Origin of the sequence: Actinomyces qiguomingii (genome assembly GCF_004102025.1) — a bacterium.
GTDB lineage: Bacteria > Actinomycetota > Actinomycetes > Actinomycetales > Actinomycetaceae > Actinomyces > Actinomyces qiguomingii.
The window spans coordinates 557,247-582,632 of record NZ_CP025228.1 but is presented as its reverse complement, the minus strand read 5'-3'; the positions used below and the strand labels follow the sequence as shown (position 1 = coordinate 582,632).

At 66.8% G+C, this 25,386-nt stretch carries 22 protein-coding genes and 1 pseudogene; 14 read left to right on the top strand and 9 right to left on the bottom strand.

Annotated elements, in window-relative coordinates; genetic code table 11:
- Positions 1-652 precede the first annotated feature (652 nt).
- From CWT10_RS02340 to glpA, 3 genes are read right to left on the bottom strand one after another with little or no spacing between them, the layout of a single operon-like run.
- The gene (locus CWT10_RS02340) at positions 653-2,002 is read right to left on the bottom strand and encodes an anaerobic glycerol-3-phosphate dehydrogenase subunit C (RefSeq protein ID WP_103062673.1); all 1,350 of its coding nucleotides are present in this window, start codon (positions 2,000-2,002) and stop codon (positions 653-655) included.
- On the bottom strand, positions 2,002-3,525 hold the full coding sequence (glpB, locus tag CWT10_RS02335; protein ID WP_103062674.1) for a glycerol-3-phosphate dehydrogenase subunit GlpB: 1,524 nt from the start codon (positions 3,523-3,525) through the stop codon (positions 2,002-2,004). The genes CWT10_RS02340 and glpB overlap by 1 nt, the downstream gene beginning before the upstream one ends.
- Positions 3,522-5,261, bottom strand: coding sequence for an anaerobic glycerol-3-phosphate dehydrogenase subunit GlpA (gene glpA, locus CWT10_RS02330; RefSeq protein WP_103062675.1), 1,740 nt, complete (start codon positions 5,259-5,261; stop codon positions 3,522-3,524). The genes glpB and glpA overlap by 4 nt, the downstream gene beginning before the upstream one ends.
- Positions 5,262-5,672: 411 nt before the next feature.
- Here glpA and CWT10_RS02325 point away from each other — a divergent pair, with 411 nt between their 5' ends.
- Positions 5,673-6,407 carry an MIP/aquaporin family protein gene (locus CWT10_RS02325; RefSeq protein WP_103062676.1) on the top strand — a complete coding sequence of 245 codons (735 nt, stop codon included), beginning with the start codon at positions 5,673-5,675 and terminating at the stop codon, positions 6,405-6,407.
- 39 nt (positions 6,408-6,446) lie between these two features.
- Positions 6,447-7,985 carry a glycerol kinase GlpK gene (glpK, locus tag CWT10_RS02320; RefSeq protein WP_103062677.1) on the top strand — a complete coding sequence of 513 codons (1,539 nt, stop codon included), beginning with the start codon at positions 6,447-6,449 and terminating at the stop codon, positions 7,983-7,985.
- Positions 7,986-8,205: 220 nt separating this feature from the next.
- Here glpK and CWT10_RS02315 read toward each other — a convergent pair.
- Positions 8,206-8,493 (bottom strand): annotated as a pseudogene (locus tag CWT10_RS02315) (anion permease); the annotation flags it as partial.
- Positions 8,494-8,679: 186 nt separating this feature from the next.
- The gene (locus CWT10_RS02310; protein WP_342353550.1) at positions 8,680-9,165 is read right to left on the bottom strand and encodes a substrate-binding domain-containing protein; all 486 of its coding nucleotides are present in this window, start codon (positions 9,163-9,165) and stop codon (positions 8,680-8,682) included.
- On the opposite strand from CWT10_RS02310, the gene CWT10_RS02305 reads away from it, so the two are divergent.
- The 11 genes from CWT10_RS02305 to CWT10_RS02255 all read left to right on the top strand — a co-directional run bounded on the left by CWT10_RS02305 (position 9,070) and on the right by CWT10_RS02255 (position 20,284).
- Positions 9,070-9,558: a LysR substrate-binding domain-containing protein gene (locus tag CWT10_RS02305; RefSeq protein WP_158247618.1), complete on the top strand. Its 489-nt coding sequence runs from the start codon at positions 9,070-9,072 to the stop codon at positions 9,556-9,558. The two genes, CWT10_RS02310 and CWT10_RS02305, sit on opposite strands and share 96 nt — an antisense overlap.
- A 186-nt stretch (positions 9,559-9,744) precedes the next feature.
- Complete coding sequence (locus CWT10_RS02300) at positions 9,745-11,424, top strand: L-lactate permease (protein WP_103062681.1); 1,680 nt, start codon at positions 9,745-9,747, stop codon at positions 11,422-11,424.
- A gap of 105 nt (positions 11,425-11,529) precedes the next feature.
- Complete coding sequence (locus CWT10_RS02295; RefSeq protein WP_128683241.1) at positions 11,530-11,838, top strand: hypothetical protein; 309 nt, start codon at positions 11,530-11,532, stop codon at positions 11,836-11,838.
- Positions 11,835-12,074 (top strand): hypothetical protein, encoded by a 240-nt coding sequence (locus CWT10_RS02290; RefSeq protein WP_103062682.1) that lies wholly within the window; start codon positions 11,835-11,837, stop codon positions 12,072-12,074. Before CWT10_RS02295 ends, CWT10_RS02290 begins: the two co-directional genes overlap by 4 nt.
- Positions 12,075-12,214: 140 nt before the next feature.
- On the top strand, positions 12,215-12,778 hold the full coding sequence (locus tag CWT10_RS02285) for a hypothetical protein (protein WP_128683240.1): 564 nt from the start codon (positions 12,215-12,217) through the stop codon (positions 12,776-12,778).
- Between the two features lie 420 nt (positions 12,779-13,198).
- Complete coding sequence (locus CWT10_RS02280) at positions 13,199-13,999, top strand: (Fe-S)-binding protein (RefSeq protein ID WP_103062684.1); 801 nt, start codon at positions 13,199-13,201, stop codon at positions 13,997-13,999.
- Positions 14,000-14,007: 8 nt separating this feature from the next.
- Complete coding sequence (locus CWT10_RS02275) at positions 14,008-15,597, top strand: LutB/LldF family L-lactate oxidation iron-sulfur protein (RefSeq protein WP_103062685.1); 1,590 nt, start codon at positions 14,008-14,010, stop codon at positions 15,595-15,597.
- Positions 15,597-16,250, top strand: a complete 654-nt coding sequence (locus CWT10_RS02270; protein WP_103062686.1) for a LutC/YkgG family protein — start codon at positions 15,597-15,599, stop codon at positions 16,248-16,250. Before CWT10_RS02275 ends, CWT10_RS02270 begins: the two co-directional genes overlap by 1 nt.
- 52 nt (positions 16,251-16,302) lie before the next feature.
- Positions 16,303-17,103, top strand: a complete 801-nt coding sequence (locus tag CWT10_RS02265) for a DeoR/GlpR family DNA-binding transcription regulator (protein ID WP_103062687.1) — start codon at positions 16,303-16,305, stop codon at positions 17,101-17,103.
- A gap of 276 nt (positions 17,104-17,379) precedes the next feature.
- Positions 17,380-18,699 (top strand): MFS transporter, encoded by a 1,320-nt coding sequence (locus CWT10_RS02260; RefSeq protein WP_103062688.1) that lies wholly within the window; start codon positions 17,380-17,382, stop codon positions 18,697-18,699.
- 133 nt (positions 18,700-18,832) lie between these two features.
- On the top strand, positions 18,833-20,284 hold the full coding sequence (locus CWT10_RS02255) for a mannitol dehydrogenase family protein (RefSeq protein ID WP_103062689.1): 1,452 nt from the start codon (positions 18,833-18,835) through the stop codon (positions 20,282-20,284).
- A gap of 212 nt (positions 20,285-20,496) precedes the next feature.
- Here the strand turns inward: CWT10_RS02255 and CWT10_RS02250 are convergent, their stop codons facing one another.
- The 4 genes from CWT10_RS02250 to CWT10_RS02235 form a co-directional block, all read right to left on the bottom strand.
- Positions 20,497-21,978, bottom strand: coding sequence for a PTS ascorbate transporter subunit IIC (locus CWT10_RS02250; protein WP_103062690.1), 1,482 nt, complete (start codon positions 21,976-21,978; stop codon positions 20,497-20,499).
- Positions 21,975-22,247, bottom strand: coding sequence for a PTS sugar transporter subunit IIB (locus CWT10_RS02245; RefSeq protein ID WP_103062691.1), 273 nt, complete (start codon positions 22,245-22,247; stop codon positions 21,975-21,977). The genes CWT10_RS02250 and CWT10_RS02245 overlap by 4 nt, the downstream gene beginning before the upstream one ends.
- Entirely contained in the window at positions 22,244-22,741 is a 498-nt protein-coding gene (locus CWT10_RS02240; protein WP_103062692.1) for a PTS sugar transporter subunit IIA, read from the bottom strand. The genes CWT10_RS02245 and CWT10_RS02240 overlap by 4 nt, the downstream gene beginning before the upstream one ends.
- A 66-nt stretch (positions 22,742-22,807) precedes the next feature.
- Positions 22,808-24,016: an ROK family transcriptional regulator gene (locus tag CWT10_RS02235; protein WP_103062693.1), complete on the bottom strand. Its 1,209-nt coding sequence runs from the start codon at positions 24,014-24,016 to the stop codon at positions 22,808-22,810.
- Positions 24,017-24,118: 102 nt separating this feature from the next.
- Between CWT10_RS02235 and CWT10_RS02230 the strand changes: the two genes are divergently transcribed.
- Complete coding sequence (locus tag CWT10_RS02230) at positions 24,119-24,778, top strand: ATP-binding protein (RefSeq protein WP_103062702.1); 660 nt, start codon at positions 24,119-24,121, stop codon at positions 24,776-24,778.
- The last annotated feature ends 608 nt before the right edge of the window (positions 24,779-25,386 follow it).

The following is a 25,386-nucleotide window of genomic DNA, read 5'->3' as shown; positions in this document are numbered from 1 at the left end:
GGCGCGCGGCTCGGCCGGGCCAGCTGCTTACCCCGTTCACGGCCTGTGGCATCTTGATCGTTGACCGCGGGTACGCCAGCGTCCAAGGCAACCGCACCCGCCCGAGCCAACACCCCCGCACCCGGACCACCCAGCTGCGGATGGACCACCTGCCTGCGGATGGACCGTCTGCCTGTCGTTGGACCACCTGAAACGCACTCTCAGACGGTCCAACCGCAGAAACGCGGTCCAAGTACGAGGCCTGCAGCCAACCGGACCCACACCCACCAACGCCAACACCCTCAAACCGGAAGAGCCCAATGACCACCGAGACCGGTCGATATGAACGGCTCCGGTGGCGGCGGTGTTGATGATGGCTGATGTGTCGAGTGCCGCTTGCCTCAGGGTCTCGACAGTGCCCCGGGTAGGGCTTGGCCTCTTGGCGGGGACCTGCAGTAAGGCTCCGCACTCACCCACCTAACCGCACCACCTCAACGTTCCCGCGCCTCCGACCTCGCCCGTACGAGAAAATCGCAACTAACCGTCGGAATCGATCTCAGCCCGTCACTTCAACCGAACTCGATAGTCACTTCAACCGAACTCGATAGTCACTTCAACCGAACTCGATAGCCACTTCAACCGAACTCGATGGTTATATCAACCGAACTCGGCATCAGGGTTGAGGCTCGATGCCGGCCAGACGGGACAGGCCGTAAGCGGCGTGCAGCACCCAGATCGGGTGCACCGTCTTGACACCACTGGACTGTTCGATCTGCCAACGGCAAGTCTCGGTGTCGCACACGGCCAGGTTCGGGTTGACCTCACGAACGATGTCGAACAGAGGCCCGCCGACAGCCTGGGCGACCTCATACTTCTCCTTCTTCAGCCCGTAGGTACCGGCAATGCCGCAGCACGCCCGGCCGGACTCCACCACGTTGAAGCCCGGCACCAGTTCCATCAGCTCGATGGCGGGCATCCCCATGTTCTGCCCCTTGAGTTGACAGGGGGCGTGGTAGGCGACCGTGGCGTCGATGCGACGGAAGCGGTGCGGAAGCTCGCCGGCATCGTCCAGGTCGCGCAGGAACTCCGACAACTCCATGGTGCGCGGGGACACATCGGCTAGAGCCTGCGCCTCCACCCCCATGATCTCGTGGGCCTCATGCTTGAGCATCCCGGCGCAGGAGCCGGAGGAGGATACGATCGTCAGATCCTTGCCGGCTGCCGTCAACTGTTCGCATAGCCGTACCAGGCTCGCGGAGGCCTGCCCGTACAGGCCGTTGGACTGGGCGGCCAGACCGCAGCATCCCTGCTTGGGGATGATGACCTCATACCCGATGTGCTCAAGCACTTCAATGGCGCGCTTGGAGGTCTCTACCTCGAAGTAGCCGCCGGCACAGCCGTGGAAGAACACGATCGGTCCGCGCGAGCCGGCGGGCACGAGCGTATCGGTTCGCTTGGTGCGCCGTCGCAGCCAGCCGGCCAGGGATTGGGGCTGGGCGTGCGGCATGGGCGCGTCGCGATGCACCCCGACCGTCTTCTCCATGAGCACCCGAATAGGCCGATTGGCCAGGGCAGCATTGGCTAGGGGCGCAATCGGGGTCATCACCTTGCCCATGAGGGTGGTCTGGGTGATCAGCCGGTCGCGCACCGGCACGGCCTTGTTTTGGGCGCGCATGACGGCGCGGGCCTGGTTGTTCAGCTCGGCGATCTTCACGCCCTGCGGGCACACTCGCGTGCAGGTCCCGCAGGAGGAACAGTAGTCGATGGAGTGGTCCACGCTCTGCCCGTTGCGGTAGCGCTCGGCCTGCGGTCCAACGAATTTCGGGCCCGGGAACAGGTCGGTTACGGCCATGACCGGACAGGCGGTCTCGCAAATGGTGCATTTGACGCAGCAGTCCAGGCTGGCGCGCGCCAGCGAATGGGCGGCGGTCTCAACGGCGGCGGCGCCGGAAACCACCCGCTGCCCACCCTTTCCGGGCAGCGGCAGATCCCAGCGCTGGGCCAGGGTGTCGACGTCGAACATCAGTCCTGCTCCTCAAGGTTGTCTTCGCTTTCTGGCGTCTTAGCGGCACCGGCATCCGGGTCGTGACCGCCGGTGTCGGCCCGGGCCGCCTGCACACCCCCGGCGCGCTCCGGGGAGTCGGCGCCGCCGAGTTCGGTCAGGACGGCGTCGCAGGCGGCCTCGGCCGAGCCCAGCGCAATGCCCTCCCCGGACTTCTCGCTCCAGCGCACCGCACCGGCCAGCACCCCGCCGACGGCGTGGACTCCCGCCAGAGCCGCAGTCCCATCGGGGCCCAGCGGCCGCATACATTCATCCACCGCCACTCCGACGCGGAACAGTCCCTGGGGCGCGCCCCAGTAGTCGCGGTGGATCAGCCGGCGCAGGTTCTCCTCACCGTCGGCGCTCACGCCGGCCAGCGGCAGGCCGAGGACGGTGTCGGTGACGGTGCCGTAGGAGTCAATGGCCAGCGCGCCGGACTCGAAACCGCCTGCGGCCAGTATGAAGGCGCCGGCGCGGTGCCGCAGGGGGCGGCCGGCGGCGGCGCTGGTCACCGACACCAGGCGCCCGCGCTCCACCTGCCGGTCCACTACACGCCCGCCCATGACCACACGCACCCGCTCGGCCATGGCGAGCCGGTCCAGCCGGTGCTCCAGGCGCAGTCCGGGCACCGACGGCGGCACCAGGGGGATCTCACCCACGGGCGCCCCCAGGCGCTCGGCCAGTTCCCGGAAGACACCCGGGCGGTCCAGGCCCAGCACGGCCGGCAGCAGCACGGTCTCGCCGTCGCGCACCTTGCCGTCCAGCAGCCGCGCCAGGTGGTCGATCCCGGAAGGGTCGTCCAGGGCGCGGGCGTGGCCGACGGCGTTGGTGTCGCTCTCACCCGCGCGGGCCTCGAAGTCGACTGTCAGGGCGCGCGCCTGCACGCGGCCTCCGCCCGGTAGTTCGCCGCGGTTCAAGTTCCCGGCGACCAGCTCCGCGGTGAAGTCCTTGAGTCGAGCCAGGCCGACCACCAGGTAGCGGCCGCCGTCGCGCAGGACGGAGGCGGCCATGGAGGGCTGAACCAGCAGGGTGGGGCGCACGGCCCCCAGTGCGGTGGGCAGCCACAGGTTGGCGGGCCCCTCACCGGCGTTCACGGTGGAGCCGCCTTCGCCCGCTCCGGTACCGCCCGCGGCACAGTCAGGCCTGGCGGTGAGCAGGTCGGGGCCTACCAGCGCGGCGAAGCGGTCCACGCCGGCCTCGGTGGCGCGCCGACCGATGGCACGGTAGGGGTGTCCCTGCGGCAGCAGGTCGGAGGCGTCGATGGCCGCATAGGGGTGGGTGATGGCGCGGCGGGCGGAGCGTTCATCGGCGCCGGCGCCCGCACCCGGTCCCGCGGGTCCGGCCGCCCCGCCGAGCCGGCCGAGCACATCGACGGTTCCCGGGGATAGGGCCAGCCCACCCATGCCCTTGGTGACCAGGGTGACCGTGGCGCCGGCATGCCGCAGCCGCAGGGCCGCTGCGTAGCCGGAGATCCCGGCCCCGATGACGACGACGTCGCTGCTCATGCGCCCGCCTCCTGCCTGGGCTCGGTGAGGGTCAGTTTTCCGCCCGCGGCGGCGAGGGCCGGGCCCGGCGGCGCGGCCAGTGCGGCCATGGCCGCCGCGAATTCCGCGGGGTCCTGCTCGCCGTCCTCGGCGTCCGCGATCGGGGTGGCCGCCGCGGCTGGGGGTGCAGCGGTGGGCAGGTCCTCGACGTCGAGGGTGCCCTGCAGCATCCAAAAGTCCAGTGCCGCCTCGCGCACCTGCTCGCCGTGCAGGATCGACCACAAACCGATCCAGCGGTGCCGCAGGAAGGTGCGCAGCAGCTCGGTGGCCTCCGCGGCGTCGGCGCGGCCGTGGCAGGCGTGCACGCCGGCCACGCGGGCGGCGCAGAACCCGCCCTGGCACGGCCCCATGCCGATGCGCAACTGACGGCGCAGGTCGTCGAAGGAGGCGTCGGGTTGCTCATCCATCAGGTCGGTGAGCATCTTGCGGGTGACCAACTCGCATTCGCAGACGGTCTGATTCTCTAGTCGGTCCTGCTCACGGGCGGCCAGCCGGTGGGTCACGTGGTAGCTGCGGCCGTGCTCAGAGCCGGGGACGGCCTCGGTGTCGGTGGTGCAGGGCCGTTCGACGCCCAGCTCGGCGCAGACGGCGTCGACGGTGTTCTTGGCCATCAGCCGGTAGGTGGTGAGCTTGCCACCGGCCACCGTGATCAGCCCGCCCAGGCCCTCGGCCTGGCTGTGGCGCAGCACGGTCATGGAGCGGCTCATGTGGCGAGTGTCGGTACCGGCGACCCGCTTGTCGCGTACCAGCGGGCGGGCGCCCGCCCAGGCGTGCACCAGCCGCGCCTGCCGGAAGCCCGGTATGAGCGCCTCACCGGCGTCGAGCATCTGGGCGACCTCTTGGCGGGGAATCGGGATGTGGTCGGGGTCGGGGATCCGGCTGTCGGTGGTGCCGATGATGGAGACCGTGTGGTCGGGGACGAGGATGTCGCCGTCGGCGGGGTAGACGCAGCGGTTGATAACGTGGTTGACCACGCGGTGGTTGACGGCAATCATGATGCCGGCACCGGCGACAATCTCGATGGCCTGTGAGCCGGCCATGGCGGTCAGGCGTCCGCCCCAGGGGCCGGCGGCGTTTACCACCATGGCGCAGGAGATGCTCAAGTCCTCGCCGGTTTTGAGCCCGCGGGCGCGCACGGCGACGACGCGGCGCTCCTGCCCCTCCCCCTCCACCACCAGGTCGGTGACCTCGTGGTAGGTCAGGACGGTGGCGCCGTGCTCCCGGGCGGAGCGGGCAGCGCCCCACACCATCTGCCAGCCGTCCACGGCAGCGTCGTTGACGGCGAAGGCGCGCTTAATACCGGGATTAAGCCGGGGCTCCAGGCGCAGTGCTTCCGTCGGGCTCAATTCCTCGCAGGCGACCCCGGTCTGCTCGGCGGCCGTCACGAAGCGCTCGGAGTAGTCCAGGTCATCCTCGGGGGTGACCACGAACATGCCGCCGGTGCGTTCGACGGCGTCGGCGTGGATGCGGGAGACGATCGCATTCTCCTCGGCGCATTCGCGAGCAGAGCCGGGATCGGACACGACGTAGCGGGCACCGGAGTGCAGCAGCCCGTGGAAGCGCCCCGAGGTCCCCTGGGCGAGGTCGGCCCGCTCCAGCAGCACCACGCGCAGGCCCCGCATGGCCGCGTCGCGGGCGACGCCGACTCCGGTAGCACCGCCACCGATGACGACGACGTCGGCACTCATGGCTCTCACTTGAAGGACCTCCTCGTCCGCCTCGGCGGGGCGGGTTTCACCCCGACGGCGTCCCGGTCGGGTCGAGGCGCCGCATGGCTACGCTTTCGCATCCATGACTACACTCCGCGGAGAGCTCGTGCACGCCCGATGCTCAAACGTTCACCCCCTATAGGGAAAACTCGCACCTATTTCCCACCACGGTCCTGCCGAGCGGCACTTTCCCCGATGAAGACGCCAAATCGGCGATTTAGCACAGCCTCAACTACGCATATGGGTGTTGGTGGTGTACCACTCCCCTCCACGACCTCGAGTACTTTCAGACCTGTTCGGGCGCAGCCATGCTTCACCCGGGCATTGGTGTGACGCGAACGGCCGTTGGCCGCTCGCCCTACGCATTGAGCACGTAGTCGTGCAGAAAGTGAGCAGGCCATGACTCTTGCCCAGATCTTCCTCTCGGAGTTCTTGGGGACCTTGATTCTCATCCTATTCGGCGCCGGTGTCTGCGCCGCCGTCAATCTCCCCAAGTCCAAGGCCCAAGGCTCCGGCTGGATCGTCATCGCCTTCGGATGGGGTATGGCGGTGTTCATGGGCGTCTACGCCGCCTACGCCACCGGCGGCCACCTGAACCCGGCAGTCACCATCGGTCTGGCCGTGGCGGGCAACGACCTGGCCACCGATGTGCCGGCAACGACCACCAACATCTGCGTCTACATCCTGGCTCAGATGCTGGGTGCCATCGCCGGTGCCGTTTGCGCCTGGCTCGCCTACAAGAAGCACTTCGATGAGAAGGCGCCCGCCGACGCCAAGCTCGGCTGCTTCTCCACCGGCCCCGGCATCCGCTCCTACGGCTGGAATGTGGTCACCGAGGCCATTGCGACCTTCACCCTGGTGGCCTGGGTGCTCTACAACGGCAAGTCGCCCTCCGAACTGGGTCCGCTGGCCGTGGCCTTCGTGATCGTCGCCATCGGCCTGTCGCTCGGTGGCCCCACCGGCTACGCCATCAACCCGGCCCGCGATCTGGGCCCGCGCATCGCCTACGCCATCCTGCCGATCCCCGGCAAGGGCTCGGCTGACTGGGCCTACTCCTGGGTGCCGGTGGTGGGCCCGCTCATCGGTGCCGTGGCCGCGGCACTGCTCATTCCGAACCTGGCCGGCCTGTTCTGATCCCGGCCCCAACCACAATGAAGTGAAAGGAACTCGCCCATGACCGAAGCAACCGAGACCGAGAAGTACGTTCTGGCGATCGACCAGGGCACCACCTCCTCCCGCGCAATCGTCTTCAACCACTCTGGCGAAGTCGTATCCATCGGCCAGCAGGAGTTCACCCAGATCTTCCCCAACCCCGGCTGGGTCGAGCACGACCCGGTGGAGATCTGGGAGTCGGTGCGCGCCGTGGTCGCCCAGGCACTGCAGAAGGCTGAGATCAACCGCCACTCCCTGGCCGCCGTCGGCATCACCAACCAGCGTGAGACCACCATCGTGTGGGACAAGAACACCGGGGAGCCGGTCTACAACGCCATCGTCTGGCAGGACACCCGCACCGCCGCGATCGCCCGTGAGATCGCCGCCGGCGACCCGCTGGGCACCGAGCGCTACCGCCAGATCACCGGTGAGAACATCTCCACCTACCCCTCGGCCACCAAGGTGAAGTGGATCCTGGACAATGTGCCCGGGGCCCGTGAGAAGGCAGAGGCCGGGGACCTGCTGTTCGGCACGCCGGACACTTGGGTGGTGTGGAATCTGACCGGCGGCGTCAACGGCGGCGTGCACGTCACCGACGTCACCAACGCCTCCCGCACGCTGCTGATGGATGTGCGCACCCTGCAGTGGCGCGAGGACATCTGCGCGGACTTCGGCATTCCGATGTCGATGCTCCCCCAGATCAAGTCCTCCTCCGAGGTCTACGGCTACGGCCGCAAGAACGGCCTGCTGATCGACACCCCGATCTCCGGCATTCTCGGCGACCAGCAGGCGGCCACCTTCGGCCAGGCCTGCTTCGAGGTCGGCACCGCGAAGAACACCTACGGCACCGGCTGTTTCATGCTGATGAACACCGGTGAGGAGCCCGTCTTCTCGAAGAACGGCCTGCTGACCACGGTGCTGTACCAGCTCGGTGACGCCAAGCCGGTATACGCGCTGGAGGGTTCCATCGCGGTGGCGGGCTCCCTGGTGCAGTGGCTGCGCGACAACCTCGGCATGATCGAAAAGTCCAGCGACATCCAGGCGCTGGCGCGCACGGTGGAGGACAACGGCGGGGTGTACTTCGTGCCGGCCTTCTCCGGCCTGTTCGCCCCCTACTGGCGCGACGACGCCCGCGGCGCGATCGTGGGTCTGACCCGCTACGCCACCAAGGGGCACATTGCCCGCGCCGTGGAGGAGTCCACCGCCTTCCAGTCCGCCGAGTTGCTCGACGCGATCAACGCCGACGCCGGAGTTCCGCTCAAGGAGCTCAAGGTCGACGGCGGCATGACTAACGACGACCTGGTCATGCAGTTCCAGGCCGACCTGTGCGGCGTCGACGTGATCCAGCCCGTGGTGGCCGAGACCACCGCGCTGGGGGCCGCCTACGCCGCCGGCATTGCGGTGGGCTTCTGGAATGGCACCGAGGACGTCGTGGCCAACTGGCAGGAGGGCAAGCGCTGGACGCCGTCGATGGACGCCGCCGAGCGCGACCGCACCTACCGGCTGTGGAAGAAGGCCGTCACCCGCACCCTCGACTGGGTTGACGACGACGTGAAGTGAGCCTGGGCGGCGGCTGCACCCGCCGTGAGTGCTAGCCGTCCATGAGATTCGGCCCCGCAGCCATAGCTGCGGGGCCGATTTCCTGCTCTTCCGGTTTGAGGACGCGCCCGCGCTCGCCCCTGGATGTCCGAAGCGCACCCGCGTGGAAGAAGCACCGGGTGACTATGCCGTGCCGGAGTCAGTACAAGCCAAGGAGTCAGTACAAGCCAAGAAGCTTCCACTAGGGCAGGCCGGACGCGAACAAGTAGCGGCTCGCTATGACCACGAGTATGAGGCCGAGCAGGGTCAGAAGCCACGGCAGCGGAGTCACCCCCAGCCCCTCTGCGATGACCTGTACGGTGAGCGGGAGGAAGGCGATCGCAGTTAAGAAGATCGTCGAGGTGGCGAAGCTGGCGTAATAGGTGGTCATTGTCAGGTATCGGCCGATTCGCCCGCCTTTGGGGCCGGGATCGGAATCGAGCACAGAAGCCACGCTACGCATGATCGGATAGGTGATCCCACCAGTGCGGGCGGCGTTGGAGAAACGTCACCGGCGCCGGGACCGGCCGCAACATGAATGCGGCCATCACGCCGAGGCAGAGAGCGAAAACCCTCCAGCCGATGGGGGGCAGCCCCCGCCGGAGCGGGCAGGAGAAGCGCAATGACGACAAGCGCCATGCACGCTCCCAGCTTGATCATTTGAGATTTCATTGCATTACCGTTCTACGTCGTTGGGGAACAAGCGGCCCGCCACCCGGCCGATCGGGTCCGGTGCGGCCGTTCCCATCGAGAACACGGACTTGACCGCACAATCGGCTGGCAAGGCTCCGAGCACCTTCACACCGCACGCCCCCATGAACTCGCTTCTCTGCTGGAATCCGAGGGACACCGCTCCGGAGGCGATCAGTTCGGCCACGGGCACCCCTGCGGGCGCCCGCACCAACCTGTCGTCCAGTGCGGGCCTCAGTCCCCACCCGTCGATCATGGACTCCAGCGCCCGACCGGAGGGGCCGGTGGAATAGCCGATTGAAGGCGCCTCCAACAGGGCGCTGCGAAGAGCATCGGCGTCGGCAAAGGCCGTGCTGTCCGGCCGGGGCGAGGCGCCGTGGATCTGTCGATCTCCGTGTCGGTGCTGCCCACCGAGTACCTTTGGCGCACCCCCGTACTGCCCGTCACCTACGTGGCCGTCACCTCGCTCCATCACCCCCTGCCGCATACCAGCACCATGATGTTCGCCGACCGGCGCTTCGTCAGGGTTGCGGCGCACGGAGGACACATTTACCCCAACCAGGCCCTCGACCGCCGTGGCTTGCTCGACTCCGTCACCATGTGGGTGGACAGTTATGCGGCGGTTCCGCTGATCGTGGAGTCCTCCGATCTCGTAGCCCTTCTGCCGCGCCACGTGGGCGAGGTCTACGCCCAGCGCCACGAACTAGCGCTTCATGAGCTCCCCTGGCCGATCGACAGCCCTCCCGTATCGGTTTACACCAGGACCAGCGAAAGGCTCAGTCCCGCCGAGCGCTGGCTGCGTCGGCTGGTGTTGGAGAGCATTGAAACCCGGACTGAGTGCGCGAGCACCCGGCCCAAGCCTTGACGCCCGCGCGTCCGAGGCCATGGCCGTCTACCCGCCGCCGGCACACTCACCCCACCTGTAGGCAAATCCTTCGACGCTCACGCATCGGCGGCGAAAAGATGAGATGATGCACATGTCGCGACCGCGACGATCACCGCCGCGGCCCCGACCTCCAAGCCGATGCCCCCGACCAGCCCGGAACCCACCATGATGCTTACAGCCCCACTGCTCGCCACGGCCTTCACGCCCTCGACGACCGCCGTCGGCGGCAATGTCTTCATCACCGCGATCATCGGCCTGCTGCCGCTGATCGCGTTCTTCATACTCATGGGGGCCTTCAAGGTCGCCACGCACTGGTGCGCGCTCATCGCCCTGGCGATGTCGGCCGTGATCGCCGTCGTCGCCTTCCACATGCCGGTGGCGATGACGGCACTGTCGGCCACCCAGGGCCTGGCCATGGGATTTGTGCCGATCATCTACATCATCATTGCCGCCGTCTGGCTTTACAACCTTACCGAGACCTCCGGCCGCAGCCAGGACCTCAAGGCCGTGTTCAACACAATCGGCAAGGGTGATCAGCGCGCCCAGGCCCTGATCGTGGCCTTCTGCTTCTGCGGCCTGCTGGAGGGGCTGGCTGGATTCGGCGCACCGGTGGCCATCACCGCCGCCATGCTGGTGACCCTGGGCGTGAACAAGCTTAAGGCCGCGATCGCCACCATCGTGGGCAATGGCATCTACGTGGGCTTCGGCGCCATGTCCATCCCGGTGACCACGGCCGCTAACCTGGGCGGTGAGGACCCGGTGTCCGTGGCCCAGAACATGGGCCACATAACCTCCCTCATCTGTGTACTGGTGCCCTTCCTGCTGCTGTTCATCCTCGACGGCGCCCGCGGTGTGCGGCAGCTGTGGCCGCTGGCCCTGGTGGCCGGAATCGCAGCAGGTGCCGGCCACTTCGTTACCTCCGGCGTCTCCTACGAGCTGACCTCCGTGGTGGGGGCACTGCTGGCCTTCGCCGCCTGCTACCTGTTCTTGCTGGCATGGACGCCGAGCACGCCGGAGGAGTACCACTCCGAGGTCGCCGCCGCGGACAAGCCCGACCGCGAGCGCGTCGTCCTGTCGTTGCTGCCCTACGTACTGGTGGTGGTCATCATCGCCATCACTAAGCTGTGGAAACTGGGCGTGGATCTGTCCGCCGTCCTGTCCGGCACCGACATCAAGATCCCGTGGCCGGGGGTGTACGGGAACCTGCTCACCGCCGATGGCGAGGCCTCAACCTCCGCGGTCTACAACCTGCAGACCCTGTCCAACCCGGGCACCTGGATCCTGCTCACGGCGGTGATCGTATGCGTCGTCTACGGCACTCGCTCCTCAGGGGGCCGCTTCCAAACCTCCGTCGGCGCCATGTTCGCGGTGTTGCCGCGCACCATCTACACGCTGCGCATGTCCATCCTGACCATCGCCTCCGTCATGGCACTGGCCTACGTCATGAACTTCTCCGGCCAGACCACGGCCGTGGGCGCCGCGCTGGCCACCACCGGCGCCGCCTTCGCCTTCCTCTCCCCAGTACTGGGTTGGATCGGCACTGCGGTGGCCGGTTCGGCCACCAGCGCCGGGGCACTGTTCGCCAACCTGCAGGCCACCGCCGCTGCGCAGGCGCACCTGGACCCGCGCATCCTGCTAGCAGCCAACACCATCGGTGGCGGACTGGGCAAGATCGTCTCCCCGCAGAACCTGGCCGTAGTCACCACTGCGGTGGACGCCCCCGGCACGGACGCGGAGATCCTCAAGAAGGCCGCCCCCTACTCCATCGGCCTGCTGCTGATCCTTTGCTGCCTGGTGCTGGCCGCCTCCCAGGGCTGGCTGGGCACCTACATGCCGGTACAGTAGCAACCAGATTAACAACCTGCATATTAAGCACCCTAAGTCGGTTAGCTATGTCTCTAACGACGACGCCGCCCGACTCAGCTAGCACGCCCGGGTTAGGCTACGCACGTGCTATACGACCTCATCGTCCGCTTCGATGTACTGTCAGCCATCGCCTCGCGCTTGGATGGAGAACAAGCTAGCCTTTCCACGTCTCCGACCGACTGGTCAGTGCCCCCACAGGACGCCACTGCGGGATTCCCCGAAGCCTTCAATGCCACCCTCAAGGAGCTGGCGATTACTCAAAACACCCTGAGTCAACAAATTAAAACCGCAGCAGATGGCGTAAGGAAGACTTCCAGCGCCTTCGCAACCACGGAAGAAGAAATAGCAGCCTCCGCAAGACGCCTTATGCGTACACGGGGAATGAAGCCGTGACGATCACACTGACAGCAGCCAAATCCTTCACGCCGGAACCGTACTTCCAGGCAGCTCGCGGTCTGGCCTCTCAAGCGCGCACGGTAAAGGATGTTGCCGACGGAATCACCAGCGTTCAATCCCTAGCCGCCGAGGACTGGCGGGGTGGGTGGGACAACGGCGGTGGCCGTTACCCCCGCCACGAGCCTGGCGGCGACGACAAGGTCAACCGTTACCCCGACGGTCGAGAGTACTGAGGAGAACAAGTAGATGGCAACCGGCCGGCTTCGAACCGACACCGTCTCTCTGCAGCCGCCGATTGCAGCACTTGCAGGGCGGACGATTTATGTGCGCCGTTTCATCACCCGGTAACCAGACAACAAATGAGGACAGAGACATGAGGAAGCCCATGCCCCACAAGTTGATCGCCGCAGCAACCGCCTGCATAGCACTGGTTCTTGCCGGATGCTCCGTGCTCCCCTTCCGTGGACAGGATGGCCAGGAAGACGAACGCTTCGCCGAGTTCACGCAGTACGTTCCCAAACAACTGGACATCCGAACTTCGCTGGACTCGGTCACCAGCCGTATGCCGGCCATGGGTGCCACAGGCGTGCACTTGGTCATGCAAGAGAGGGTCAATAAGAACGAGTCCCGACTGCCGGAGCCAGACCGGCCCTACTGGTTCCACGCCGTCATCGAAGTCGATCAGGCCACCAGTGAGGCGCTGGACGAGGCCGCCACCAATCCCCCGGCCCTCTTGCCACCGGTCCACCCCGACCTGCACCAGTACGTCCCCCAGGAATGCAGCTTCATCACCGTCCCAGAAGAGGACGCCAACCGGATTCTCGACACCGAGAACGCCGACCTCGTGGGAGGCTCGGAGCGATTCACCGTGGATGAGTTGGCGCTGTCCACCGACTGCGAGCTCGTGGTCCTGGTCGGCACGGGGCACTACTCCTGACGCCGTAGCACCTCTCGACCGACCCCGATCACGCGGGGCGCCTAAGTTTGACGACTCACAAGGCGGCAACTGACCCCGGCACCCATGTCCTAATGTCCGGCCGCCTCGGGTCCAACGGCCCTGCCTGGGGGCCAGGCGGTGGTTGCGGCGCAGAAGTTCTGGGCGAGCCGCCAACGGCCCTGCCTGGGGGCCAGCGAGTAAAACCGAAGCCTAGGCTTGCGCAATGTGACCCGCGACGCGCCCGCTCCGCCGCTCGAACAGACCTCACGCCCCTGCGCGACGAAGCGAGTTTTTCGCATGATTTCAGTGTTCTCCCAGCGGGGTTGTAGGCGGGGGCAGCAGGCGGTGGAGACGGCAGTGTCACTGCCCTAACCTGTTTACGGAAGCGCCAAAGCCGCCGTGGAGGAAGGACCAAGCCCCTTGCGCATCGCACTATTCGCCACGTGTCTGGCCGACACGATGTTCCCTCAGGCCGCACAGGCCACCGTCACTATTCTTGAGCGGCTCGGTCACGAGGTCGTCTTCCCCCAGGGGCAGGCGTGCTGCGGCCAGATGCACGCCAACACCGGCTACTTCAAACAGGCCGCCGCCATCGTGGAGAACCATGTCAAAACCTTCGAGCCGGTCCTGGATGGGGAGTGGGATGCCGTGGTGGTCCCCTCCGGATCCTGCGCCGGCGCCGCCCGCCACGAGCAGCGGCTCGTGGCCGAGCACGTGGGTGACTCCGCCCTGGTCAAGCGGGTGGATGCTCTGAGCCCCTACACCTACGACATCTCCGAATTCCTCATTGACGTACTCGGACTTGAGGATGTGGGCGCCTACTTCCCGCACACCGTCACCTACCACCCCACCTGTCACTCCATGCGGGTGGCACGCGTCGGAGATCGCCCCTACCGGCTGTTGCGGGCAGTCGAGGGACTAACCCTCATTGATCTGCCCGATGAGAACGTCTGCTGCGGATTCGGCGGCACCTTCTCCATCAAGAACTCCGACACTTCCACTGCCATGGTTGCGGACAAGGCCGCCAACGTCATGTCCACCGGCGCCGAGGTGCTGTGCACCGGCGACTACTCCTGCCTGATGAACATCGGCGGGGCCCTGTCACGCGTCAACTCCGGCGTGCGCGTCATGCACCTGGCGGAGATCCTCGCCTCCACCAAGGAGGCCCCCTTCGAAGGCCATGTCTCCTTCCAGCCCAGCAACGACCAGGTGAGGTTGTGACGACTCAAATGACCCAGACATCCCAGACATTTCTCGGTATGCCCGCCGCATCCCCAGAAGAACAGCCCCACACCGGCGGCTGGCGCACCAACGTTGAAGTTCCGCAGGACACTCTGCGCTGGGGTCACACCTTCCCCGAGGGCGCCCACAAGACCCTCGCCAACACCCAGATGCGCCGCAACCTGGGCCACGCCACCCGCACCATCCGCAACAAGCGGCAGCTGCGCGTGGACGAGATGCCGGACTGGGAGGACCTACGGGAGGCCGCTGAGGCCGTCAAATTCGAGGTCGCCTCCCGCCTGCCCGAACTCCTGGAACAGTTCGAGGCCAATGTGACCGCCCACGGCGGCATCGTCCACTGGGCCCGTGACGCCGCCGAGGCCAACCGCATCGTCGCCGACATCATCAAGTCCAAGGGCATCGACGACGTCGTCAAGGTCAAGTCCATGGCCACCCAGGAGACCAATCTCAACGAGTACCTGGCCGATGAGGGCATCACCGCCCACGAGACCGACCTGGCGGAGATGATCGTCCAACTCGCCGACGACATGCCCTCTCACATTGTGGTCCCGGCGATCCACCGCAACCGCTCCGAGGTGCGCGGCATCTTCCTGGACCGCATGGGAGACGCCCCCGAGGACCTTTCGGACAAGCCGGAGGAACTGGCCGGAGCCGCGCGCGCACACCTGCGCAGGAAGTTCCTGCACGCTTCCGTGGCGATCTCCGGCACCAACATGGGTATCGCCGAAACCGGCACCGTCTCCATCTTTGAATCCGAGGGCAACGGCCGCATGTGCCTGACACTGCCGGACACGCTGATCACGCTGATGGGCATTGAGAAGCTGGTCCCCCGCTACCAGGACGCCGAGATCTTCGCCCAGCTGCTGCCCCGCTCCGCCACCGGCGAGCGCATGAACCCCTACACCTCCATGTGGACGGGTGTCACCCCCGGCGACGGCCCCCAGGAGTTCCACCTAATCTTGATGGACAACGGCCGCACCAAGGTGCTCACCGACCCGATCGGCCGGCAGGCGCTGGCCTGCATCCGCTGCGGCTCGTGCATGAACATCTGCCCCGTCTACCAGCACACCGGCGGGCACGCCTACGGCTCGGTCTACCCCGGCCCGATCGGCTCGATTCTCACCCCCCAGCTCACCCAGGGGCTGGCCGACGACGATCCGGTCCACACCCTGCCCTTCGCCTCCTCCCTGTGCGGGGCCTGCGCGGAGGTATGCCCGGTCAAGATCGACATCCCCACCATCCTCATTCACCTGCGCGCCCGCAGCGTGGACGTCAAACGGCGCCTGGTGCCGGACATGTGGGACGTGGCCATGAACGCCGCCACCCCGGTGATGTCCAACGGCAAGGCCTGGCTGGCCGCCACCGAAGGGGTCAAAGCCACCCGCCTGATAGGACGCGACGGCCGGATCGGCGCACTGCCGTTCCCCGCCTCCCTGTGGACGCGCTCACGTGACCTGCCCGTCGCCCCGAAGGAATCACTGCGACAATGGTGGAAGCGCACCCACCCCGAGGGCATCACCCCGGCCCGGTCGGGCCTAGGCGCCGCCCAGTCCACCGCCACCAAGGAGAACCGCTGATGGACGCCAAGACCGCAATCCTCGCCCGCGCCCGCGAGGCCATCTCCCGCTCCCAGCAGGGTCGGCCGGTGCGGGATATTCCCCGCAACTACCTTCGGGTCGGCACCGACGCCCCCGGCTCGCAGCCCGTGGTCGCCGACATGGTCGAAAAACTCGAGGACTACTCCGCCAAGGTGGTGCGCGCACCCAAGGACGCCGCCATCCTGGACGGCATCGACGAGTTGCTCGGCGATGCGCGCAGCGTCGTCGTCCCCGCGGGGCTGCCGCAGGCCTACAAGGAAGCTGCGGCCCGTCGCGGGCGCACGGTGCGGGAGGACTCCCGGCAGGAGCCGATCCCAACCCTCGAACTGGACCAGATCGACGCCGTCGTCACCTGCTCGCGGGTGGGCATCTCCATGTCCGGAACGATCTGCCTAGACGGTGAACCCGATCAGGGCAGGCGCGCCATCACACTCGTGCCGGACAAGCACGTGGTAGTTCTGGAGCGGGAGATGATCATGCCCACGGTGCCGCAGGCCGTGGACGTGCTCGGCCAGAACCCCACGCGCCCCACCACCTGGATCGCCGGCGGCTCGGCCACCTCAGACATCGAGTTGGTGCGCGTCAATGGCGTGCACGGCCCGCGCAACCTGGGCGTGGTAATCGCCCACTGAAGTCCCGGCGGTGGTGCCGCACGTGGAGCTTCAAGGTGAGGCGGCAACAGCAATGACGGGCTCCGAGTCCGCGGCGTCGCCAGCGGCGTACACCGACACCCGGTCGCGCCGGGAGGCGCTCATTGCGCAACTGCGAGAGCGCGGTGAGATGGATGTCTCGGCGCTGCCGGAGCTCTTCGGGGTCTCCGTGGAAACCATCCGGCGTGATCTGCGCCAGCTGGAGTCCAGCGGGCGCATCATCCGCTCCTACGGGCGGGTGACCGCTGCGGAGTCCTCCACCTATGAGACCAGTCAGGCATTCCGTTCCTCCCACCACGTCGATGAGAAGGATCGCATCGCCAGGGCGGCCGCCGACTGCCTGGGGCATGCGGAAACGGTCTTCCTGGACGAGGGCAACCAGCCGCTGCTGGTGGGGCGTGCCCTGCCGGCGGACCGCCCCCTCACCGTGGTGACCACCTCCCTGCCCACGGCAATGGAACTCGCCGAACGGCCCCGTTACACCGTGATCTCCGTCGGCGGCCGAGTACGACCGAAGACTCTAGGTGCAGTGGATCGCTGGGCCACCGCCATGCTGGAGCGGATGGAGCCGGACCTGGTGTTCATAGGTGCCAACGGGGTCACCGACGACGGTTGGCTGACCACCCCGGACCCGGCGGTGGCGGCCGTCAAGGAAATGGCCCTGACCGTGGCCCGTCACGCAATACTCGTCGGCAATCACTCCAAGTTCGGGCATTCCACCTTCGTGCGCTTCGGACACGTGCGCTCCCTGGAGCGCATCATCACCGGCAAAGAGCTGCGCGGGGCCACTGCAAGGCGGCTGGAGGCCCTGGGCCCGCTGGTCGACCGGGTCTGAGTTGGGGACACGGCCAGGCGCCGACGGCGCCCGCGACCACCCACCACCACGCCCTTAAACCGAAAGAGCCCCGAAACGGTCACCGACGTACCCGACTTCGGTAACCGCCGTCCCCTTTCGGTCATCCTGAACCGCGCCGTCTGGGAGTTCTCGGCGCCAGAAACCGGCAACCGTCAGACCCCCAATCGGTCACCGGGGCGGTCAGTGCCCGGCCGCAAACTGGTCCCACCGGCGAAGGACGCCGGCCCTGAGTAACGACAAGGTGATCGAGCAACGATGCCATCCTCCAACCGGCTCATAGCAGCCATACAGAAGACCGGATTCCCCACCAACCTCGCCACCGGGTTCCTGGCAGTCATCATCTTCGTGATCGGTGACGGTATTGAGGCGGTGTGGATCACCAACTACCTGTCCAGCGACGCCATCGGCTTCTCCGTCTCCCACGCCTCAATGATCGTCACCTCCTACGGCGTGGTGGTGGCCATCGCGGCATTCCTATCTGGCGCCCTGTGCGACGCGATCGGCTGCCGCCGGGTGATGCTGATCGGACTGGTCTCCTTCCTGATCTTCGACGCCCTGTTCATCGCAGTGGGCCTGCCCAGTCACAACCTGCCGCTGCTGCTGTTGTTCTACGGTATGCGCGGCTTCGGCTACCCCATGTTCGCCTACGGGTTCCTGACCTGGACCATGATGGTGACCCCGCCGGCCCGGCAGTCCTCGGTCTCCGGCTGGTTCTGGTTCGCCTTCAGCTTCGGCATGCAGCTGCTCGGCTCCTACTTCTCCAGCCTGCTGCTGCCGCACATCGGTCACATCGCCACCCTGTGGCTCGGCTGGATTCTGGCAGCCATCGGCGGCACCATCGGCATGCTGTTCCTGCGGCTGCACCCCTCTTCAGCACAGACCCGCGGCAAGTCGGTGGCCCAGTCCGTCGGCTCGGCCGTCTCCGTGCTGTGGCGCTACCCGAAGGTCTCCATAGGCGGCATCGTGAAGGTCATCAACCTCTCCGGCCAGTACGGCATGCAGGCCTACTACGTGGTCTACCTGCACAAGGTCTACGGCATGCCGGAGTCCCAGGCGATCCTGGAGTTCTCCATCTTCGGTTTCGTGGCCATTATCGGCGATGTGTTCTGGGGTGTGGTCGGGGACAAGCTGGGCTGGCGCAACACCCTGCAGTGGTTCGCCACCCCCATCACGGCGGCAGCACTGGCCTACATCTACCTGATCCCGATCATTGCGGGCCCGAACTTCTTCCTGATCGCCCTGGGTACCTCCGCGGTCGGTATCGGGCTCAGCGCCCACGTGCCCACCACGCCGCTGATCACGGCCCACGCCCACGGCGAGACCGGCAACGCGCTGGCGATCCTGAACCTCGGTGCTGGCCTGGGCGCCTTCGTTGGTCCCGCCATCGTCACCCTGCTGATGGGGGACGAGACCACCGCCTCCGGCTACCTGTGGGTGGCCATGGCACTGGCGGGGATCTACGTGGTCTCCTTCTTCCTGTGCTTCGCCTTGAAGCTGCCCGGCAACGCCCGCATCCTGGAAAGCTATGACGACCTAGACAACGCCGACAACTCCAAGGAGGCGGTCACCGCCTGATCATTTCACGCGAGCATGGACCGATGGCGGGGCGGGGCACCGCAGCGCCCCGGCCCGCCCCCGGCCGACGCCGACCGCACAAGCCAGCCGATTTCCGCACTGCCACAACCGATTCAAGACAAGGATGTCCATTATGACCACCACACTCGCCGCCTCCCCCCTCGCCCCCACCTACGACCGTTCCGCCATCACCATCGGCATCGTCCACATGGGTGTGGGCGGCTTCCACCGCGCCCACCAGGCCATGTACCTCGACCGCCTGATGCGAGATGGCAAGGCCTTGGACTGGGGCATCTGCGGGGTGGGCCTGCTGCCCCAGGACGCCCGCATGCGTGACGCCCTGACCGGGCAGGACTTCCTGTACAGCCTGACCCTCAAGCACCCCGACGGTCACCACGAGCCGGCGATCATCGGCTCCATCTGCGACTACCGCTTCGCACCCGAGGACCGCGCCGGTGTGCTGGAGGTGATGACCGCGCCCACCACTCGGATCGTCTCCCTAACCGTCACCGAGGGCGGATACAACATCGACGACGCCACCGGCGCCTTCCTTCCCGACACCCCCGGAGCCGCCCACGACGCCGCCAACCCCCACGAGCCGGAGACCTCCTTCGGCTACATCGTGGAGGCCCTGCGACTGCGCCGCGAGGCCGGGGTCGCTCCCTTCACCGTGATGAGCTGCGACAATCTGCCCGGAAACGGCAAGATCGCCCGCACCGCCGTCGTGGCCCAGGCACGCCTGTGTGACCCGGAGCTGGCCGACTGGATCGACGCCAATGTCGCCTTCCCCAACTGCATGGTCGACCGCATCACCCCACAGACCACCCCCGCCGACGTCGAGGAGGTGCGCGCCGAGCTGAACGTTGAGGACGCCTGGCCGGTGGTGGCCGAGCCCTTCACCCAGTGGGTGCTGGAGGATGAGTTCCCCGCCGGGCGCCCGCCGTACGAGGAGGTCGGGGTGCAGATGGTCGACGACGTCGTCCCCTACGAACTGATGAAGCTGCGGCTGCTGAACGCCTCCCACCAGGGACTGGCGCACTGGGGGCGGCTGCTGGGTATGGAGTACGCGCACACGGCCGCCGCCGACGGCGACATCGCCGCCTGGGTGCGCGCCTACCTGGAGCGCGAGGCGCGGCCGCGGCTGCTGCCGGTGCCGGACATCGACCTGGATGAGTACATTGACACGCTCTTCGAGCGCTTCACCAATGAGGCTATCGCGGACACGCTGCTGCGGCTGGCGCAGTTCGGCCCCTCCGGCATGCCGAAGTTCGTGCTGCCGACCGTGCGCGACAACCTGACGGTCGACGGCCCGGTACGCCTGGGTGCGGCCATGTGCGCCGCCTGGTCGCTGGGGGTGCTCGGCACCGACGAGAACGGGGAGGCGATCCCGGTGGCCGACGACCTGCGGCCCTTCGCAGAGAAGCAGGAGGCGGGCGATGAGCTCGGCTTCATCGGCAACCGGGAGATCTTCGGTGACCTGGTCGATGACAAGCGCTTCCGCACCGCCTACACCGAGGAGCTGGCGGCGCTAAAGCGCGAGGGCGCCCGCGCCCGCATGCGCGCCCTGCTCGGCTCGCCCGAGTGATCACCTGCCCCCCTTTCACCGAGTTCGGTCGAAATAACCACCGAGTTCGGTCGAAATAACCACCGAGTTCGGTCGAAATAACCACCGAGTTCGGTCGAAATAACCACCGAGTTCGGTCGAAATAACCACCGAGTTCGGTCGAAATGACGGGGCCCGGCGACTACGTTCGCCGGGCCCCGTCGGATACGTCGAATTCGGGCTGCTGCGCTCAGTCAGCTGGCCGTAGCCGCCGCCTTGTTCGCTTCCTGCAGTGCCGCCCGCTCGGAGGCGGGCAGCCAACCGTTGTTCACCAGCCGCACCTGGTACCACCAGGCGGCCGCGAACAAGATCGCGCCGAATCCCAGTGCGGTCAGCGAGCCGCCCGCGGCGCCCAGACGGCTAAGCAGCCCCACAATCGAACCGAACCAGCCGAAGTCGGCGTCACCGAAGGTGGAATTGGCCAGACCGAGTGACCCCATAACGGTCAGCAGCGCGGCGGGTAGGAAGGTGATGAGCATGCCGTTGACGAAGCCTCCCAGGATCGCGCCGCGGCGACCGCCGGTGGCATTGCCGAACACGCCTGCCCCACCGCCGTCGAAGAAGTGCGGGACCATACCGGGCAGAATCAGCGCCATCCCCCAGGCGGGACCGAACCAGACGGCGATCAGCGCCAGCGCCGCCAACCCGCCCACGAAGGAGGCGATGAAGCCGATCAGGGAGGCGTTGGGCCCGAAGGGGAAGACGATCGGAATGTCGAGCGCGGGCTTGGCGCCGGGCACCACGCGGTTGGCGATCCCCTGGAATGCGGGGACCAGTTCACCCAGGATTATGCGCACCCCGTACAGGATGATGCTGACACCGATTCCGAACTGCAGCGCCTGGGCGAAGGCCGCCATGATGTAGGAGCCGTAGGTGTCTGAGGTTTGCGCCCCCTCGAAGACCCCCATCAGCTCCTCCTTGGGCACGGCGATCATGCCCCAGACGGCGAACACCAGGTACAGGACCAGCATGAGCAGCGTGGTTGAGACCATGGAGTCGCGCAGAAAGCGCAGCCCCTGCGGGAACTTCATGTCCTCGGTGGAGCGCGAGCGCTTGCCGACGGCGCTGCCGAGCGCGCCCGCCAACACGTAGCCGACGGTGTTGAAGTGGCCCACGGCCAACTTGTCATCCCCGGTCACCCGGTTCATGTACGGCTGGGCGAAGGCCGGCATCACCACCATGATGATGCCCATCAGCACCGAGCCGACCGCAACCACAAGGGCGGAATGCCCGGGGCCGAAACCCACCGAAAGGACCACGGCCAGCAGCGTCGCCATGAACACCATGTGGTGCCCGGTCAGGAACACGTACTTCAGCGGGGTGAACCTGGCCAGCAGCAGCATGATCAGGAAGCTGAGCACAATCAAATAGGCGGAGGTGGTGCCGTACTCGCTTGCGGCCTGTGCGGTGATGACCTCATTGGTAGGAACCACGCCGTGGGCCCCGGTAACCCGGAAGATGAGATCGCCGAAGGGGGCTAGCGAAGCCGTCACCACGGTGGCGCCCGCACCGAGAATGAGGTAGCCCATTGCGGCTTTCAGTCCCCCGCCGATGACCTGCCCGGCGGACTTGCGCAGGGCGATCAGACCGACGGCGGCAACTATGCCGATCAGGTAAGCGGGAACGTTCAGGATCTCCTGGCTGATGAAGTCGAGTACCGCGACCAGCGCGTTCACTGCGTCTTCTCCTTCAGAGCGGCCTCGATTTCAGAGACGTCGGTGAAGTTGTGGACGACGGCGATCGGCGTAGACAGGCCCGTGAGCTCCTCAGCCAACTCGGCAGAGGTGATAATCAGGTCGGCGCTCTGGGCGGCGCCCTTGGCGGTGCCGATATCGGCGGTGCTGACCTCCGCATCCAAGCCGAGGGAGGACGCAGCCTGCTCAACGTTCATCTTCAGCAGCATCGAGGTTCCGATGCCCATGCCACAGACGCAGGTGATGTTCATTCTTCTTCCAATCCGGTAGAGGTTTCGGTAGTGGTGTTGGTGGAGTCGGGGTCGAGCAGCGCACGCAACGCCGCGGGGGTGGGAACACGGTCCAGTTCGGATCGTGAGACGGGATCGGATAGGGCGCGGGCGAGCGCTGCCATGACATCCAGGTGCTCCTGCTCGCCCTTGGCCGCTAGGCCGATAATGTGTCGCACCGGATCATTAGGGCTGCCGAAGTCCACCGGATGCACCAGCCGCACCCAGCTCATACCCGTGCGCAGCACCGCCGGCGAGGGGCGTGAGTGAGCCAGGGCGAGCCCCGGCGCGATCACGATGTAGGGGCCGTGTTCCTCCACGGCCGCGATCATCTCCTCGGTGTACGTAGGCGTCGCCACACCGGAGGCGATCAGTCCCTCCCCCGCGAGCCGCAGCGCATCGCGCCAGTCGGCCGCCTCGACGTCGAGCCGGAAGGAAGTGTCCGGTAAAGCGGTGGACAGAGTGAGAACAGCCATCGTCGCCTCTTCTCGCATAGGGGCCGTTGAGTTCCGGTGCCCACGACAATACCGCCCACAGACCCGTTATGTAAAGAGTTTTACAAAACCGCCGTCGCTGTTCTCCGACGACACCCTCGACATCAACCGATCCAGGTGCGCCGGGTCGGTGAGCAGATCCTGCACCAGCAGGGCCGCCCCGACCACGCCGACGTCAGCCCCCAGTTGCGCGGGCACGACGACGAGCGGCCGAGTCACCTCCTGCGGCCCAATCGCCTCAAGCACCGAACGCAACGGATCCAGGTACCCCGCTCCGCCGTCGGCTAGCGCACCGGCGACCACCACTGCGCAGGGGTTCAGGACCGCAACCACCGGGGCCAACGCGCGGCCCACGAGCCACGCCGAACGCTCCAGCAGTTCGATGCTCAGCGAATCCCCGCGCAGGGCGAGCCCGGCCAGTTCCTCACTGCTGTCCACGGTCCAGCCGGCCTCGCTCAGACGCTCCCGCAGGGACCAGCCGCCGGCAACCGACTCCAGGCAGCCGAATCTCCCGCAGCGGCACTGCCGGCCCTCCGGAATCTGCACGTGCCCGATCTCCCCGGCCGCTCCGGTGGCGCCCGTACGCACGACGCCGTTGATCACGGCGGCCGCGGCGATCCCCTCCCCCGCTTTGACCAGCACGATGTCGTCGGAGTTGGACCAGTGCATCCGGTATTCGCCGAGTGCGGCCACCTGCACATCGCTGCCCACAGCCACCGGAACGCCGTCGAAGTCCCCCGACAGTTCCGCCGCGATATCGACGCCGTGCCAGCCGGGCATGAGTGCTGGATGGGCCAGCCTCCCCGACGCCGGATCGACCGGGCCGGGTACGCAGACTCCCAGGCCGAGGACTCTGCCCGTGGCGCCGAGCTCCTTAAGCATTTCCGTTAGGCGATGACGCACCCAGGGCAACACCGCTCCCGGGCCGCCGGACAGATCCAGCAGTCGGCCGTCGCGGATGAGGATCGTTCCAGCGAAGTCCGTCACCGCCAAATTGGTGCGCGAACTGCCGATGTCGACGGCCAGCAACACGCCGCAGTCCGGTCGGATCCGGAACACCGTGCGTGGCCTGCCGCCGGTCGAGGCGTCCTGACCGGCCTCATCCACCAGACCCGCACGGAGCAGGGTATCCAGGCGCTTACCCAGGGTGACGCGCGACAGTTGTAGGCGATCCTGCAACTCGGGCCGGGTGGTTGCCTCGCCACGACGGATCAGCCCAAGGAGTTCACTCGTCTCAGCCTCTCGCACGTTGCCCATGACGCTGCCTCACGCTTGCCCTTCGCGGCGATAGTATCCGATTCCCGACTCCGACGGCGGCTCGGCCACTTCGCTCCTACACAGCGGCTAGCCTTGGGTTCCGTGAGCACCCGTGTCATTTTGCTTACCGGCCCTTCCGGCTCCGGCAAGACCTCCCTGCTGCGCCGTGTAGGCGCTCGGCGCCTGAAGCTCGACGACTTCTATCGCGACGGCGACGAGCCGGGTATGCCATTGCTGGACGGCTCCATTTCGGGGGCCGACGGCGTCACACGCGCCGAGGCCCAGCATGCCATCGACTGGGATGATTCTGCCTCCTGGGACGCCGACCGGGCCATGACGGCGATTCTCGACCTATGCGCCACCGGGTCCACAACCGTGCCCGTGTACTCCATTCAGGACAACGCCACGGTCGACTACACCACCCTTGACGTCGACGCCGTTCCCGCCTATGTGGCCGAGGGCGTGTTCGCGGCGGAGCTCATTGACCGGTGTCGAGAGGCGGGAGTGCTCGCGGACGCGCTGGTGCTGCGCCGTCCGCGCCTGCAGACCTGGTGGTTCCGGCTGCGACGCGATCTGGCCGAGCACCGCAAGCCCGTTCATGTACTGCTGCGGCGCGGGCTGCGCCTGGCCCGGGAGGAGCCCGCCAAAATCGCCGAGTGGGTGGCCAAGGGCTGCCGCCCGGTCGACCGCGCCGAGTGCGAAGCAGCCATCGCCCGGCACATCGGCGCAACCGTACAGCAGTCCCCCGCCAAGGACGGCTGATCAACCGCCGAGGTCTGTTGATGTAGAGTGGCGGCGAACTGCCTGCGCCAACCTCAGGCGACGTGCGGCACCCTCCCGGATCCAACCAATCACCGCACACTCGTCGTCCAGCATCCCCCGCCCTTCGAGGGGGGCACCGCGGAGCGGCTCACGCCAAGGCGTACCTCCTAGCGATCTCCGCCCCGGCCCGCACCAGTCAACCCACCACCGCACGCCCACCACGATCCGCAACTCTCGCGGACAGTACCTGGATGAGGCACCGAACCACTTTCGCGGGCATCTGAAATGAGTCTCGTCGGTCGCTTGACACAGCCACAAAAGAAGAGATAACCTAACAACAGGGTTGATTGCATTAGCGACAGCTATGATAATCCCTGCACCAAAAGGAACCAACCATGACAAGACAAAGCCGTCTTCGCAATCGCCCTCACACCACCCAAGGTAGGAGGTGGCCACGGCGCACCCTCATCGGAACCGCTGGAGGTGCGGGCCTTATCGGTCTCATTCAGTTCCTCTTCCCCGAGATGACATCAGCCCATGCCGCCCCGTACCGCGACCGCGACTGGAACCAACAGTCGCTGACGAACATCCTTGAGTTCGAGGAGCGT

What these genes read in the sequence shown, in the direction of transcription:
- CWT10_RS02340 (WP_103062673.1), bottom strand. Translation starts at nt 2,002, where the DNA reads ATGTTCGACGTCGACACCCTGGCCCAGCGCTGGGATCTGCCGCTGCCC.
- CWT10_RS02235 (WP_103062693.1), bottom strand. Translation starts at nt 24,016, where the DNA reads ATGGGCAACGTGCGAGAGGCTGAGACGAGTGAACTCCTTGGGCTGATC.
- CWT10_RS02260 (WP_103062688.1), top strand. Translation starts at nt 17,380, where the DNA reads ATGCCATCCTCCAACCGGCTCATAGCAGCCATACAGAAGACCGGATTC.
- CWT10_RS02245 (WP_103062691.1), bottom strand. Translation starts at nt 22,247, where the DNA reads ATGAACATCACCTGCGTCTGTGGCATGGGCATCGGAACCTCGATGCTG.
- CWT10_RS02270 (WP_103062686.1), top strand. Translation starts at nt 15,597, where the DNA reads ATGGACGCCAAGACCGCAATCCTCGCCCGCGCCCGCGAGGCCATCTCC.
- glpK (WP_103062677.1), top strand. Translation starts at nt 6,447, where the DNA reads ATGACCGAAGCAACCGAGACCGAGAAGTACGTTCTGGCGATCGACCAG.
- glpB (WP_103062674.1), bottom strand. Translation starts at nt 3,525, where the DNA reads ATGAGCAGCGACGTCGTCGTCATCGGGGCCGGGATCTCCGGCTACGCA.
- CWT10_RS02255 (WP_103062689.1), top strand. Translation starts at nt 18,833, where the DNA reads ATGACCACCACACTCGCCGCCTCCCCCCTCGCCCCCACCTACGACCGT.
- CWT10_RS02240 (WP_103062692.1), bottom strand. Translation starts at nt 22,741, where the DNA reads ATGGCTGTTCTCACTCTGTCCACCGCTTTACCGGACACTTCCTTCCGG.
- CWT10_RS02285 (WP_128683240.1), top strand. Translation starts at nt 12,215, where the DNA reads ATGAGGAAGCCCATGCCCCACAAGTTGATCGCCGCAGCAACCGCCTGC.
- CWT10_RS02300 (WP_103062681.1), top strand. Translation starts at nt 9,745, where the DNA reads ATGATGCTTACAGCCCCACTGCTCGCCACGGCCTTCACGCCCTCGACG.
- CWT10_RS02310 (WP_342353550.1), bottom strand. Translation starts at nt 9,165, where the DNA reads ATGGAGCGAGGTGACGGCCACGTAGGTGACGGGCAGTACGGGGGTGCG.
- CWT10_RS02265 (WP_103062687.1), top strand. Translation starts at nt 16,303, where the DNA reads ATGACGGGCTCCGAGTCCGCGGCGTCGCCAGCGGCGTACACCGACACC.
- CWT10_RS02275 (WP_103062685.1), top strand. Translation starts at nt 14,008, where the DNA reads ATGACCCAGACATCCCAGACATTTCTCGGTATGCCCGCCGCATCCCCA.
- CWT10_RS02325 (WP_103062676.1), top strand. Translation starts at nt 5,673, where the DNA reads ATGACTCTTGCCCAGATCTTCCTCTCGGAGTTCTTGGGGACCTTGATT.